Raw genomic sequence first — 14,715 nt, 5'->3', positions numbered from 1 at the left:
ATACATACAGCTTAGTAAAGAGTGACATAATGTCAAGCAATTAACTGTGGATTTATACAGTTAATTAAAATAAATGCTCATTATTTCAATGAGTCATTAATCTGCGAGGCCTCTTAAGGTGCGCACGTTGATTCTCGAAGCACCAGCTTACCTAGATAGCGATGTATCTTGGCATCATCCGAGCCCTTCCCTTCAGCCAATTGTAGGGCCAAGGCTACTGCGTCCTTCGTCAGTTGCTCAATGGGAAGCGATATTGTTGAGAGATTGGGCACCGAATACGCAGCCGCAGGCTCATCATCAATCCCCATTACAGAGACCTGATTGGGTACCAAAATGGCATGTTCGTAAAGTGCGCGCATTGCTCCTAGTGCCATATCATCGTTACAGGCAAAAATAGCGCTGAACTCACTCTGTTGTTCTAATAACCGTTGAACCGCGGCATAACCCGCCAGCATAGAATTATCACCTTCAACAACGAGCGTGTGATTGAGCTTAATACCAGTCTGCTGCAAGCCTGACTGGTAAGCAGCAAATCGCTGTTGTCCTGTATCACTGTCCAAAGGGCTAGTGATGCAAGCAATGCGGCGATGGCCAAGTTCAAGCAAGTGATTAATCGCTAAAGAAGCGGCTTGATGCTGCTCAAAACCAAAACTATGCAAACCGACTTCTTCCAAGGTTCGATTGAGTACAATCAGTGGCACTGAAACATCAGATTGCAATGATGCCAGCTCATGATTCGACAAATGGCGGCTGTAAAGCATGATGGCGTCACAACGCTGAGTGAGCAATGAGCGCACTGCTGCTAATTCGCCTGCCGCGTTATCGTGACTGTCCATGACAAGTAAGGTCTTACGTGCTTGCTCGGCACCTTGTGCTGCTTGATGCAATAAGCTGCCAAAATAACTCCCTTGAAACTGAGGAAGTATCAGCCCAATCGCATTTGCACTGTTTGTGGCTAATGCTTGCGCCAACACATTAGGTTGATAACCCAAGGTGGACATGGCTTGTAAAACGGCTTCTCGCGTACTTGCTTTTACTTGGCCAGTTTGATTGAGTACGCGCGATACGGTGGCTTTAGACACGCCCGCAGCTTTACAAACGTCATTGATTGTCGCCATGGTGACTCCTAATAAAAACCCCCGACTCTTGGAAGCCGAGGGAGTTTACCTAATTTCCTAAGCTGGATGAACGCTCTCAATCAACAATTATTATTGTTATTCTACGTTTATAATTGTTCGCCATTGGTTTTGATCACGGACTGATACCAGTAAAAGCTTTTCTTTTTACTGCGAGCCATTGAACCAGAACCATCATCGTGTTTGTCTACATAAATGAAACCGTAACGTTTTTTATATTCACCAGTGGTGAACGACACACAATCGATGCAGCCCCAAGGGGTATAGCCCATGACATCAACGCCGTCTATAGCAATGGCCTTCTTCACTTCTCGTATATGTGCTTGTAAATACTCAATCCGATAATCATCTTGCACTTGGCCTTGCTCATCGACTTCATCGATCGCCCCAAAACCATTTTCAACAATAAAAATCGGTTTCTGGTAGCGTTCATACAACTCAGAAAGCGCGTAGCGAAGCCCTACCGGGTCAATTTGCCATCCCCAATCAGACGCTGTGAGATAAGGGTTTAAGCGACTTTGTTTGAATAAACTGGTTGTTTCACCTTCAGCGTTGCGATCATCAGAGACAATATTCGTCATGTAATAGCTGATCGCAAGGTAGTCGGCACAACCCTTACGCAGTATCGCTTCATCGCCATCGAGCATATCAACGGTTATCGATTTTCGCTCCCATTCACGCCAAATATAGCTTGGGTAATAGCCACGAACTTGCACATCGCTGAACAAGTACTTCTCTCTCATCATTTCTTGAGAGCGGATCATATCTTCTGGACGACACGACGCGGGATAAAGCGGCATCATATGAATCATGCTACCCATTTGAAATTGAGGGTTGATCTTATGACCGAGATCGACCACTAAAGCACTGGCAATAAATTGGTGATGCATGACTTGGTACATCACCTGCTCTGGGTTGTCATGTTCAGTGAAGATCACCCCTGAGTTACAGTAGCCAAACAGTGGGAATTCCCAATTTCGCTGGTTATTGATCTCATTGAAGGTAATCCAGTATTTCACTTTCTGTTTATAACGCTCCATCACCACTTGGCTAAAGTTAACGAAAAAATCCACAAGCTTGCGATTTGCCCATCCCCCGTATTGTTGTACAAGGTGGAATGGCATCTCAAAATGCGAAAGCGTAATAACTGGCTCAATGCCGTATTTCAGCAATTCATCAAAAAGATCATCATAAAATTGTAGCCCTGCTTCATTGGGCGAGACTTCGTCACCTTGTGGAAAAATACGAGTCCAAGCAATTGAGGTTCTAAAACATTTAAAACCCATCTCAGCAAAAAGTGCAATGTCACCTTTGTAATGACTATAAAAATCAACGGCTTCATGATTAGGATAGAAATAATTTGCATCCACACCGGAGGTCATCACCCTAGGTACTTCATGCGCTCCTTTTGAGAGCACATCGACAATGCTGACTCCTTTTCCACCTTGGTTCCATCCACCTTCAACTTGATGTGCTGCTACAGCCCCACCCCATAAAAAATCTTTTGGAAAACCATTCGTTGCCATCGTCATCTACCTCGTCTTCATTTGCTGACTCAATGTACCCTTATGTCGATCTAATATGCTATTTCACGCCATGTGGACACGTTGTATAGAAATACATCATCGCTTTGCTACTTTGCGTGACATCATAAACGATTATCGTAAAAATGTAACCGGTTTCGGAAACCGGTTACATTTAAATTAATAATTCTAATGTTCTCGGAAGAAAATACGCACTATTTGTTACTGACAAGTGGCAAACAGAGACATTCCGTAGCACTTTTGCTGTGACTACTGTATGCTTGCGCCTTTCCGCAACGTGATGCGGATCACTTCCTTATTTACATATCGAGACATTTTAATGAGTTTTGCCTCTCTGGGTTTATCCCATGCCATCCTGAAAGCCGTTGCTTCTCAAGGTTACGAAACACCATCGCCAATTCAGGCGCAAGCTATTCCAGCCGTTCTTGAAGGCAAAGATGTGATGGCAGCGGCCCAGACAGGTACCGGGAAAACAGCAGGATTTACCCTGCCCATTTTGGATCTATTAGTTAAAGGCCCAAAAGTAGGCCCCAACCAAGTGCGTGCATTAATTCTGACGCCGACACGTGAATTGGCCGCGCAAGTTGCCGACAACGTGGCAACTTACGGACAAAACCTTCCACTACGCTCTGAAGTTATTTTCGGCGGTGTGAAAGTTAACCCACAGATGATGAAAATGCGTCGTGGAGTAGATATTTTGGTCGCGACACCGGGTCGACTGTTGGATTTATACAACCAAAATGCGATTAAATTTAACCAATTAGAAATTTTGGTCTTAGACGAAGCGGATCGCATGTTAGACATGGGCTTCATTCGTGACATTAAAAAGATCCTTGCACTGCTGCCAGCAAAACGTCAAAACCTACTCTTTTCGGCCACTTTCTCTGATGAAATTCGCCAACTTGCGAAAGGGTTAGTTAACAACCCAGTCGAGATTTCGGTTACGCCACGCAATAGTACCGCCAAAACTGTCAAACAGTGGGTACATCCTGTAGATAAAGCGAAAAAACCAGCACTATTGATTCAACTAATCAAAGAAAATAATTGGCAACAAGCGTTGGTATTTACACGAACTAAACACGGCGCTAATCGCTTAACCGCACAACTTGAAGGCAGTGGCATCAGCGCCGCCGCTATTCATGGCAATAAAAGTCAAGGCGCACGCACTAAGGCATTGGCCAATTTTAAAAGTGGTGAGATCCGCATTTTAGTAGCAACGGATATTGCCGCTCGCGGCATTGATATTGACCAATTACCACAAGTGGTAAACTTTGAATTGCCTAACGTCCCTGAAGATTATGTTCACCGAATTGGCCGTACAGGCCGCGCAGGCGCTGAAGGAAATGCGATCTCTTTGGTCTGCGCCGATGAAGCAAAAGACATGTTTGCCATTGAGCGCCTTACCCAAAATTTACTAGAACGAATTGAGGTTGAAGGCTTTGCGCCAATGAACAAATTACCGGCATCTCCTTCGCTACAACCGATTAAAGCGAAAAAGCCGAAAAAGAACAAACCAGAACATAATGACGGACAGCGCTCTGGTGATGTAGCAAAAGGTCACAGCATAAGCGCGAATACCAGAACTAATGACAGAAAGCCGAAAGCGGCCAATTCCACTCGTTCAAACAGTAACAAACCAAGTGCAAACCAACCCACGAGAAGCGGATCGGCTGGACAAAATAGACCTCGTAGAGCAAAAAAAATCGCGGCGAGCTGATATTACTCACTGACTACGACTCTCTGATTAAAAAGTAAAGGCCACTCTCATCTAGTGGCCTTTTTGCTTTTACGCGCCTTTGGGCGGTGTGAATGCAGTTAGAGGAAGTGGCTCTCCTACATATTTCTCTATTTTCACAATTGAAGAGTTACCAGCACAGCCATTGGCTAACCTTGAAGTAGGTATGTCAGCGGTCAGTACGTTGCATCCTCCGTTTTTACATAAACCATGAGGTTTATCAAAATCAGGCCATGCCCCTTCATGAATACAGACCGAACCTTGCTTAATTCCATCCGTGATCAGCGCGCCAACTAAGACTTGGCCACGTTGATTATAAGCACGAACAAGATCGCCATCTTTAATCCCTCGAACTTTTGCATCTTCTGGATGAATCCAGATCGGTTCACGGTTTGCTATCGCATATTGCTCGCGTAGTGCCGCGTAGTTTAACTGGCTATGGAGACGATGAGCGGCATGCGATGTCATCAATTGCAGTTCATCGGCTTGAGCATTCCCTACCCACTCCGTTGGCGGCATCCACATAGGATGTGGCGGGCAATCGCTATATTTGAAGCCTTCGATGGTTTTGGAGAAGATCTCAATCTTGCCACTTGGTGTACCAAGAGGGTTCAGGATAGGATCCTCTCTGAAAGAGGAATAACGCACAAACTTCGCGTTCGCTTCGTTCCATTTCATCTCAATGAGCTGATTTTGTTTCCAAAAATAGCTGAAGTTAGGCATTGCAATCCGATTTTGGCGACCGATAGCTTGAGCTCCTTTATAGAAACCAGCCAACCATTCCATTTCGGATTTATTTTCCGTATACACTGCACGTCCGCCCGGTTTTAACAGCTCCGCCATATCAGCAAATACATCAAAATCATTTCGCGCTTCAAATTGAGGCTCAATTGCCTGTTTCATCGGCACTAAATGTTGATTGCTATAATCCCCTGTCATGGTGAGATCATTACGCTCAAATGACGTCGTGATGGGCAGTACAATATCAGCGTGTTTTGCGGCCGCAGTCCAATAAGGCTCAGAGATAACGATGAGTTCCGGCTTTTGCCACGCTTTAATCAAACGGTTGGTATCTTGGTGATGAGTAAAGTTTGCACCGCCCGCCCACCAGATCATTTTGATGTTAGGAAATGTTTTCTCATGCCCGTTGTGTTGATATTGACCGGATGGGTTTTCCAACGCTTCAACAATACGAGCCACAGGAAAACTATTTACTGCTCCAGAAACGGCCCAATCATTACCCGCAGATGAACCACCATCAATAGCCGCTGATATAGCAGGTAAAACACCCGCAGTTCGCGTTGGGTTACCGCCATTGGAATAGTGATATGAAAAACCAAACCCACCACCGGGTAAACCGATCTGCCCTAGCATTGCAGCCAGAGTGACAAGCATCCAGTGTTTTTGTTCACCATATTGCTGACGTTGGATTCCCCAACCAGCCATGATCATAGTTCTATTTTTGCTAAAAATATCAGCCAATAGCTCTAGTTGTTTGGCAGGAACGCCACAAATTGCCTCAGCCCATTGTGCTGTCTTTGGCGTGCCATCAGAATGACCTAGCAGATAAGCTTCAAATTTGTCGTAACCAGCGGTGTATTTATTCAAAAATTCGAGGTTATGTTGGCCCTTTTCAACTAATGAGTGGGCGATCCCCAACATCATCGCAACGTCAGTACCAGGATGCGGTGCAATCCACTGAGCGTTTTCACCAAAAAATTCGATGGTTTCCGAACGCATAGGATCGATAGCGATAATGGTTTTTTTAGAATGTTTGAGTTGATTAAAAAACTCAAGCCCCGCGCCGTCGGTACTGCTCCATGCTATTTTCAGTGTATTAATAGGGTTAAGCCCCCAAAGCACCACAACATCACTACTTTCAAGCACAACAGGGTAAGTTGTTTGTTGTTCATACACTTCTATTGAGCCTACAACGTAAGGCATGATGACTTGCGCAGCACCCGTAGAATAATCACCTAAATGACCCGAATAGCCTCCCGCCATACTCATATAGCGTTGCAGTAGGGTTTGGGCTTTATGTAAAATCCCACTGGATCGCCAGCCGTAAGAGCCCGCAAAAATTGACTCGGCTCCATAAGCAGTGCGAATACGGGCATGCTGTTGGTGGATTAATTGCAGCGCTTTTTCCCAACTAACGCGGACGAACTCATCGTCTCCTCGTTTACCATCTGGCATATGGGGATTGGCTAGAAAACCTTTACGCACCATCGGGTATTTGACCCGCGCTTTAGTATGTACTTGATCTGGCGCTGAGGTTTGTAGACTATTGGGTACGGTTTGCGGCAATGCATTCTTGGAGGAAATAATTTTCCCATCCTTAACTTCAACCAGCATAGCGCCCCAACGCCCAGCAGTCAGTACACCAGCTCCTCGCGGTGCGGAAGCGAGAACAGGCATAGGTTTAACCGAAAAAATAGCGACCGCACCTGCAGTTGCACCAGCGCTTTTTAGAAAACTTCGACGTGTGAGAGTAGTCATCACTGAATCCTTATTTCATTTTTTATTGGGCAACAACATCTTTCGCATTGTATTGGAAATATTTCGTGAGGATTTCTAGATCCTCTGCGGAAATAGAGGTACGGTCCCCCATACTTTTTGCCACAGAAGGCCACGCGTTAACCGTAAAATGGTTACTCGGAATTTTGGCATGACATGTTGAACAGTAAACATTGTCCAATTGCTCAGCGTATGCCCAAAGCGAATCCATTTTACCCAATACTGGCGTGTCGATGTCCCCGGCAAGTGTTACTTGACGCCACTGATTTCCGTAGGCATCTTCGTTATACTCTTTTACGCTCAATGCTTTTTGCCCTGCTTCAGTTAACATAGCAATCACAGCACGCTTACCTTCACCCATATACAAGACTTGTTCTGCACCTTGCATCTGATAACCACTCAATTCAACGGTGCGCTTGCCATCGTTTTCATTCAATACTTTCAACGGTGTCGCTGGATTGATCGTTCCGAAATCAGAAATGGGCGTAGATTGCATCGCATAAACAATAGGAGTGCCCACAGGGGTTAACTTGGCCTCTTCGACTAAATGGGCTAATGCTTGGCTGTCCATTTTGACTTCAGGAAGCATGTGCGCCACACCTTTATGGCAATCAATACAGGTTTGATTATTGTCGATACCGTACTGATGCATTTTTTGTGCTTGCGCCGTTTGGTCGTAAATCTCCATCGCATCTTCACTGTGACATGAACGACAGGTCGCAGAATCGTTCGCTTTTAATTGTGCCCAGACAGTTTCAGCCATCTCGGCTCGATGCGCTTCATACTTTTCAGGTGTGCTGATCTTCTTGGTAATGAACTCATGATAGATATCTTTGGACGCCCTGATTTTAGTGACTAAATAATCCATAGTATCAGTGGGGATATGGCAATCAGCGCATTCTGCACGGATGCCTTTGGCATTGCTAAAGTGTACCGAGCCTTGATACTCCTGAAAGGGTGCTTGCATAGTATGACAAGAGAGACAAAATTCCGTACTCGACGTTTTTTCTAAGATGACATGAGTTCCTCCAAGGCTTAACCAACCGAGCAGCACCCCAATAGCAAGAACTCCCACTATCATTCTTTTTTTAATATTCATTATTCCTCACAAATCTCAACGGATGTGGTTTTGACAGAACACGTTGCATTTATGTGATGCGCATCGTATTCCATAAGGAAATCATACCCCCAAAGAGGGATGTCAACTTGACAGTAGTCAATTTAGACAAGGAACAGGCGTGACCTATGTCACCTTTCTTATAAATTGATAAAATAGAAAATAAATAACCACACAGATGATAAAAATTAAAAATACATAAAACACAACCGATTGATATTAAAAATAAAAGATAAAAACCCCAAAGACCCACCCCAAAGGCCAAAAGATAGGCAGAGCCTTATCACTAATGCCGTTCACTTAAGGTGAGCGGCATTGTATTTTCTAGGGTATCGGCTTGGCTTTTTCTTCACGACTCTAGGGAAGGCTCTTTCTCGCCTTGGCTCAAGTATTAAGCTCCCACTCATTGCATAGAAGTTTTGGAGTTGCCTCGGTATGGCTCCCGGTGACGAGTAGGGAAGCCCCACTATTAGGCGCATGATGTGGGCTAACGCTCCATTGAAGCTAAGTTGGTATGGCAAGTAGTCTCCATTCAACGTATTACACATCTGCACCATTTGATATCTGACTAAGTTGTATGTCAGTAGTATTCCCCAGAGCTCTTGTCTCACGAGCTCTGGGAGTCGGCTTCGCAGTGTAAGGCGGTTACCAAGCATGTATTGTTTTTGCTCTCGGTACCCCAGTTCAATTTCCCAACGGTATTCATATAAACCGACTATATCTGATTTGGGATAAAGCATAGGGTCAACCATTGAGGTGAGAACATCGTATTGCTTACCCTCTTTGACTCTCGTGATTAAACGTACCACAACCTCTTTTTCTAGCTCTGGCCATTTCTTACGCGCTTGCGGATTACTTTTCAGTTTTATCAGTTTATCTTGTCGGCCAAAAGAATGAACAACTTCATAAATCAGCCCTTTTTTCATCGGGATAAGCCAATGGCGATTGATGCCGTGCGAACGCCATGCTTGAAGTAAACCTAGGGAGTAAAAGCCTTTGTCGAAGAGCGTTAAGCTGTTATCGGGGGTCGTTTCGATAAGCTGCTCTGCCAGCTTCATTTCATTGACGGTATAACAGTCAAAAGCACTGCCTGTGATTAAATGACTGCTCAGCTCCATCTGACAGACCATGCGCACCTGTGGATACTGTGTTTCTTTACCATCCCGATTAGTGGGCTTAGCAAACGCTTCAGCGTTATCTTTTGAGTCTTCTGTTCGCCATAAAACCCCATCAACACCCAGTAACGTAAGTCCGTTCCAGTTTGGTAAGTTAGCCTGTTTGAACCAATGACTTTGCGTACACTCAAAGAGCGCTTTAGCGGCTGACTCACCAAGGTTTTTTCTTCGCTGTGTTAATGCACTTGGAGCAACAAATGGCTTACCTGTGCGGTCAACAATATCGAGCATGTTTACAATGTCAGCCATGGATTTATCATTATAGATAGCCATGCCAACCAGTAACCATGCCATCGACTCTAAAGTGAGCTTTCGTTTTCTTAGAGTAACGGTATCAGTAAGCTCATAAGCACTATTGATGAGCTCAATGGGCAAGAGGTCTGCGAGTGTTTCAACTTGATTGGGTTTATAACTGTTGATGATATCGAGGGCTTGAGAGACGTGCATAAAAAAATCCGATAAACAAGGTCTATCGGATTTTTACATAAAGGTAGGATCATTCAACTGATCTGCCGATTAAAGTCTTAACTGATCGGCATTAGAGCAGTGCTCTGGCCTCTGGGAGTATCTCTAATGAGTTTAGAAGCGATAATTGGCTTGTGCGCCGATAAGCCAAACATTACCCGTCGTTGTACCAGAAAATTGGCCTCCAACGGCTTGCGCTGCATCATCTGAAGCATAACCACGAGATTCCACAATGTTGGCATCTTTGGCAAAAATGTAAGTAAAGCCAGTGTCTATGGTGAATTGCTCCGTGAAGGCATACTCCGCACCAACGCTTAACCAAGTTCGATCAGTTTCAGGGATGGTAATGGTACGGTTTTTATCGTTAACTGCCGCCATATCGTAAGCAATGCCTGTACGCAGTGCTAATTTTGCATCGACTTGGTAAGTCGCACCCAGAGCAAAACGGTAATTGTCTTCCCAGTTTTCTTCTTTAACCATCACCGAGCCAAGAGTGTTTAAATCCGCTTCAAGCTTTTCGAAACTGCTCCAATCGGTCCAGTTAATACTGGCATGCAGTGCCAGCTGTTCACTTAGTTGGTGGTAGCTAGCCAGTTCAGCGGTGGCAGGCATAGTGAGCATCATTGAACCTGTATCATTCACTACCTTGCCCGATTCTTTCGAAAATATATTCGCTGTGCCAGTAAGCTTTAGGTCAACTTCGGATTTATAAGTAAAGCCAATGCGATTGCTATCATTGATCTGCCATGCCGTACCCACTTGCCAGCCCCAAGCTTTATCTTCACCTTCCATGTACTTTAGTGTTGTACCTTGTGGAAGAGGCTTAGTTTGAGCCGGAGAGGTCGCACCGAAATGGCCTTCTCCAATCACATAACGAATGCCACCGCCAACGGTGACCGCATCAGTAAGTTGGTAGCCGATGTTGGCATTGACTTCCATTGTTTTAACCATCGCTTGATTACCAAAGTGGCTCGCGCTGAAATTACGGTCAAGCTCGGTCTCCATGCCATAGTTAGTACCGAGTGCTAAACCTAGTACCATTTTATCGTTCACTTGATGTGAGAGGTAAAAATTGGGGATGACGGCATCATTTGCGAAGTCATTTGAGCTTGCTTCTAATGCGCCGTTGATTTTTCCATTCACATCAACATTCGGATTAACGTAAATTGCACCAACAGAAATTTGCGTACCTTTCAAATAAGTCAGCATGGCAGGGTTACGCCATTGTGCACTGGCGTTATCAGCCATAGCCGCTTCACCGGCGTAAGCACGCCCAAGGCCCGTTGCAGAGTATTCTGCCAATTGGAAACCGGCGGCTTGAGATGCGTTTGATACGCTGAATAGTCCACATGCCACTGCAAGTGAAAGAAGAGTTTTATTTGATTTCATTATAATGTTCGCTGAAATATTTGAATTCGGTGTGGGGATTTTAAGGTTAGAGCTAATGCTTTAAAAATATAAAGCAGTGAATTTGTTGTTTTTGAAATTAAAATCTATTAAAGGTTTAATTATAAGCGGAATACTCTGCTTGTTATGAAAGTGTTTCTGATTTTTGGCGAACACTTGTAGTGTGGTTTAAGGCCCAAAAGGTACAGTTGTTAGCTGAATTAGGCGAGGAGACGATATTACAAGCATTAAAAAGGGCTGGAAAACCAGCCCTTTATTGACGCTATGCTAATAAACGTTGCGCTTAGAAGTTGCGGCTATATTGTAAGCCGACTAGGATTGCATCTGCGTGAGTCGTTGCCGTCAGAGTTGAAAGATATTGAGGTGAACCAAGAGGATTAGGTGTTCCTTCAGATACTTGTACATCATCACCCAGTAAGTAGGTGAAACCAAAATCAATATTTGATTTTTCATCTAGGTTATAAGTAAAGCCAGCAGAGAACCATTGGCGGTCAGAGTCAGGTACTGATACTGACGTTAATGAATCTTGAGCGCTGGTGTCATACATATAACCAGCTCGTAAAGTCCAATCTGTATTTAAATAATAAGTTCCGCCAATAGCATAATGCCATCCATCTTGCCATTTATATGGTTTGTTGTAAGTAGAACCTAGTGGGGAGTTTTTGAGGTCACTAAATTCAATTTGATCAAATGTGCTCCAGCCGATCCATTGTACGCTGTAATGAACTGCAAAATTGGTATCTTTTATTTTATGGAATCCAGAAAACTCAAAAAGGTCAGGCAATGGTAAATTGATTTTTTGTCCTTTATCATCTTTTGCTTCCATTTCAGGACTGTAATGATATGCGGCACCGAAACGGTTATTTTCATCTAGCTCAAAGACAGTACCAAAGTTGAATCCGATAGCCCAAACATCAGCACCATCTACGTTGACTAAATCTTTACCACCCAAACTTGCGACATCAGAACTAGCCGTACGTTTCATGGTTCCTTTACCATAGATTAAATCTAGTCCAGCGCCAACACTCCATTGAGAGTCTATTCTGTAAGAACCAGCAAGGCCTAAGTTAAAGCTCTTGACGTCTGTTAAACCGCCATATTCACTAGCAGAGTAACTATCTGAAAATTCAGTTTTTGTACCAAAGTTAGAATAGGCATTGACGCCCCACGCAAACTTATCATTGAGAGGGACAATGAGATGGATATTTGGAGCAATAGATGTACCGCCTGCTTCATCATAATTTGCGTTTTTTGGAGCCGATAGCTGTGGTGCAACTTGGCAAGTTGTACCACAGTATTTCGCATCCTTGACTTTAATTTTTGTCGTTATGGATTCAAAGCCCAAAGAGAGTGAGGTCTCGTCAAACAGTGCCATTGCGGCAGGGTTACGAGCCATCACCGATGCGTTATCGGCAATAACAGCATCACCAGCAAATGCACGACCTAGGCCAGTCGCAGATTGTGCATTGAGCTGAAAGCCCGCTGCCAGTGCTTGTTGTGAAGCGAGAGCTACCGTTACGGCAAGTAACGATTTTTTAAACAGACGCGTCTTGTTCATGGTGCTTTTCCTTTTTGATTTCATCGCCTCTAATGGACGTTGTTTTTGAGCAAATGCTCAATTGGTGGCTGATACTAGAGGCAAGTATAGAAGATAGAAATCCGACCATTGTCTAATTGAATGATAAAATTGCAGAAATGATGTCTATTTGGCAGGAAAAAGGCGGAAAATGCTTATTTATAGAGTTTAAGCTCTACTTTTGTCTAGGGAACCTGGCCTGCATTATATACAGGCCAGGAATGGTTTTAATGGGAAGGTTTTAGCATAGGCATTAGTTTTTTAGCGATGTTCGTGACATCTTCGCCATTTTCACCGACAAGGATCAGGCTAGCATCACCGACGGGTTCGATGATTCCTGCCATGCCTTGCTCATTAAAGTTCACGGCTTGTTCACTGGCAATGCCTGTGAAAAAGAGCGTCACTTTCCCGCTTTCACCTTGAAAAACCATGTGCAGAGCGTTTGCCTTGCCAAAACCACAGTGGTTTAGGTAATAAACGTGGTAAGGGAAGTTACTGCTTAACTGATAAGCGAATGGCAGCATTTTGGCGTTGATCTGCGTTGAATTCACTTGTTCATCCAGTTGGTTGACAAAGCCTTCTTCATCAATGACGTGTTTGATGGCAGTGTCCATTAGGCTTGCCTGCGCCGGTGGAATGAGCACATTTCGCCAATTGATTTGGCCAACCAATAAACCAAACACAAAAGCAATCGATGCAGCCAATGTCATCGCTTGCTTGGCAAAAGTAGGGCGGATGACATTGCTTGCCATTGTGGTTTGACTAAATAGAATACGGTCTGCGAGATCGTCAGGCACGTCTACATTCATTGCAGTAGCAATCGTTGCGTCTAAGCTCAATATGTCCTCTAGGAACTGACGATTAGTATCACTAGTGGATGCCGCTTGGATAATCTCTTGGTCATGCTGTTTTGGATCGGACATAACTCGGCGGCGAAATTCTAATTCATCCATTTTGCTGCCCCTTATACGCTTCTGATGAATCCAATTGTTCTTTTAATTGATTACGAGCTCGAAACAGACGAGTCATGACCGTGTTCTTATTGAGTTCGAGGATCTCGCCAATTTCATCACCACTAAAACCACCAATGACTTGTAGGAAAAGAGGTTCGCGGTATTCAATATCCAGCTTCATTATCTGTGCCTGCAACCACTCTTGTTGATGATGAGGATCATCGTTGACTTTTACGTCACCGCTGTAGTCATCAATATCGACCAACTCAAACTGCTTGCGCTCAAAGCGGCGCGCGTTCTCGCGACGAAGAATAGTTATAAGCCACGATTTGGCAGCTTTCTCGTCGAGCAAACTATCGAGAGATTTCCAAGCCCTCAAGCAGGTTTCTTGTACTAAATCTTCAGCAATGCTTTTATCTTTACATAGCCAATAGGCATAACGAAAAAGATCTCGGTGATAAGCACGCACAAGCGTTTCATATTTTCTCTGTCTGTCAATATTACTATTGACCGGGCTGCTGGACTTTTTCTTTCCAAACATGGTTATTATCGACACATGAGTCTCCGTTTGCTCTGTGATTTCTTCTTTGTTTAGGCCATTTTATGGTCGTCTTGCGATGAACGCTTCGCGTATTCGTTCGCTTTCGATCCGTTCAAGTTGTTCGGTAACATCAATTCAAGCGTCGACGGCTTTTTAATTTCATAGTATGGAATAAATCAATATAAAATTGATCTACTTCAAAATCTCATAGCACGAAGTGGCTATAGTACACCTTGTCATCTCGTTAGTCATTGCGACTAACATGTTGAGCAAGATGACACTTCCTTTTGAAGGCTGACTTTACTTTCTCCTAATCAGGAAACTGATTATTTCAATTGGCGTAAGTTAATTGCTTTATATATTCCGACCACACATTATTGTGTGGTTTTTTTTTTGCTTATATACTCTTCCTACTTGAAGCCGCAGTGGTGTTGGCTACGTTCGTTTACCCCAATCACATAGTTTGCCTATGCTCATGGGGACTCACTCACTTGCCGCCTACCTGCAACTCCAAGTTGTTTGGGTATAACTCCATTATTCATTTAAAGA

The 14,715-nt window shown here is 44.1% G+C and carries 10 protein-coding genes; 1 reads left to right on the top strand and 9 read right to left on the bottom strand.

The window, feature by feature from the left end:
* Nucleotides 1-113: 113 nt before the first annotated feature.
* Both AACV20_RS08330 and AACV20_RS08325 read right to left on the bottom strand, forming a co-directional pair.
* Complete coding sequence (locus tag AACV20_RS08330) at nucleotides 114-1,118, bottom strand: LacI family DNA-binding transcriptional regulator (RefSeq protein ID WP_017050539.1); 1,005 nt, start codon at nucleotides 1,116-1,118, stop codon at nucleotides 114-116.
* A 107-nt stretch (nucleotides 1,119-1,225) separates the two neighbouring features.
* Nucleotides 1,226-2,662: a 6-phospho-beta-glucosidase gene (locus AACV20_RS08325; protein ID WP_026028850.1), complete on the bottom strand. Its 1,437-nt coding sequence runs from the start codon at nucleotides 2,660-2,662 to the stop codon at nucleotides 1,226-1,228.
* Between the two features lie 274 nt (nucleotides 2,663-2,936).
* On the opposite strand from AACV20_RS08325, the gene AACV20_RS08320 reads away from it, so the two are divergent.
* Nucleotides 2,937-4,397: a DEAD/DEAH box helicase gene (locus tag AACV20_RS08320; RefSeq protein ID WP_170895308.1), complete on the top strand. Its 1,461-nt coding sequence runs from the start codon at nucleotides 2,937-2,939 to the stop codon at nucleotides 4,395-4,397.
* Nucleotides 4,398-4,466: 69 nt separating this feature from the next.
* On the opposite strand, the gene AACV20_RS08315 is transcribed toward AACV20_RS08320, so the two are convergent.
* The 7 genes from AACV20_RS08315 to AACV20_RS08285 form a co-directional block, all read right to left on the bottom strand.
* Nucleotides 4,467-6,914, bottom strand: a complete 2,448-nt coding sequence (locus tag AACV20_RS08315) for a molybdopterin guanine dinucleotide-containing S/N-oxide reductase (protein ID WP_017044753.1) — start codon at nucleotides 6,912-6,914, stop codon at nucleotides 4,467-4,469.
* A 22-nt stretch (nucleotides 6,915-6,936) separates the two neighbouring features.
* Nucleotides 6,937-8,031 (bottom strand): NapC/NirT family cytochrome c, encoded by a 1,095-nt coding sequence (locus tag AACV20_RS08310; protein WP_047689101.1) that lies wholly within the window; start codon nucleotides 8,029-8,031, stop codon nucleotides 6,937-6,939.
* 314 nt (nucleotides 8,032-8,345) lie between these two features.
* Nucleotides 8,346-9,671, bottom strand: coding sequence for an IS4 family transposase (locus tag AACV20_RS08305; RefSeq protein WP_170907121.1), 1,326 nt, complete (start codon nucleotides 9,669-9,671; stop codon nucleotides 8,346-8,348).
* 132 nt (nucleotides 9,672-9,803) lie between these two features.
* Complete coding sequence (locus tag AACV20_RS08300; protein ID WP_017044554.1) at nucleotides 9,804-11,078, bottom strand: outer membrane protein transport protein; 1,275 nt, start codon at nucleotides 11,076-11,078, stop codon at nucleotides 9,804-9,806.
* Nucleotides 11,079-11,379: 301 nt separating this feature from the next.
* Entirely contained in the window at nucleotides 11,380-12,678 is a 1,299-nt protein-coding gene (locus AACV20_RS08295; protein ID WP_170907120.1) for an outer membrane protein transport protein, read from the bottom strand.
* A 221-nt stretch (nucleotides 12,679-12,899) separates the two neighbouring features.
* The gene (locus tag AACV20_RS08290; RefSeq protein WP_017044335.1) at nucleotides 12,900-13,625 is read right to left on the bottom strand and encodes a DUF3379 domain-containing protein; all 726 of its coding nucleotides are present in this window, start codon (nucleotides 13,623-13,625) and stop codon (nucleotides 12,900-12,902) included.
* Nucleotides 13,618-14,166, bottom strand: coding sequence for a sigma-70 family RNA polymerase sigma factor (locus tag AACV20_RS08285; protein ID WP_088717986.1), 549 nt, complete (start codon nucleotides 14,164-14,166; stop codon nucleotides 13,618-13,620). The genes AACV20_RS08290 and AACV20_RS08285 overlap by 8 nt, the downstream gene beginning before the upstream one ends.
* Between the last annotated feature and the right edge of the window lie 549 nt (nucleotides 14,167-14,715).

It is taken from the genome of Vibrio sp. B4-6 (assembly GCF_963888245.1).
Taxonomy (GTDB): domain Bacteria; phylum Pseudomonadota; class Gammaproteobacteria; order Enterobacterales; family Vibrionaceae; genus Vibrio; species Vibrio anguillarum.
This window is presented reverse-complemented; position numbering and strand designations above follow the sequence as displayed.

What these genes read in the sequence shown, in the direction of transcription:
- AACV20_RS08305 (WP_170907121.1), bottom strand. Translation starts at nt 9,671, where the DNA reads ATGCACGTCTCTCAAGCCCTCGATATCATCAACAGTTATAAACCCAAT.
- AACV20_RS08295 (WP_170907120.1), bottom strand. Translation starts at nt 12,678, where the DNA reads ATGAAATCAAAAAGGAAAAGCACCATGAACAAGACGCGTCTGTTTAAA.
- AACV20_RS08290 (WP_017044335.1), bottom strand. Translation starts at nt 13,625, where the DNA reads ATGGATGAATTAGAATTTCGCCGCCGAGTTATGTCCGATCCAAAACAG.
- AACV20_RS08285 (WP_088717986.1), bottom strand. Translation starts at nt 14,166, where the DNA reads ATGTTTGGAAAGAAAAAGTCCAGCAGCCCGGTCAATAGTAATATTGAC.
- AACV20_RS08315 (WP_017044753.1), bottom strand. Translation starts at nt 6,914, where the DNA reads ATGACTACTCTCACACGTCGAAGTTTTCTAAAAAGCGCTGGTGCAACT.
- AACV20_RS08325 (WP_026028850.1), bottom strand. Translation starts at nt 2,662, where the DNA reads ATGGCAACGAATGGTTTTCCAAAAGATTTTTTATGGGGTGGGGCTGTA.
- AACV20_RS08330 (WP_017050539.1), bottom strand. Translation starts at nt 1,118, where the DNA reads ATGGCGACAATCAATGACGTTTGTAAAGCTGCGGGCGTGTCTAAAGCC.
- AACV20_RS08300 (WP_017044554.1), bottom strand. Translation starts at nt 11,078, where the DNA reads ATGAAATCAAATAAAACTCTTCTTTCACTTGCAGTGGCATGTGGACTA.
- AACV20_RS08310 (WP_047689101.1), bottom strand. Translation starts at nt 8,031, where the DNA reads ATGAATATTAAAAAAAGAATGATAGTGGGAGTTCTTGCTATTGGGGTG.
- AACV20_RS08320 (WP_170895308.1), top strand. Translation starts at nt 2,937, where the DNA reads ATGCTTGCGCCTTTCCGCAACGTGATGCGGATCACTTCCTTATTTACA.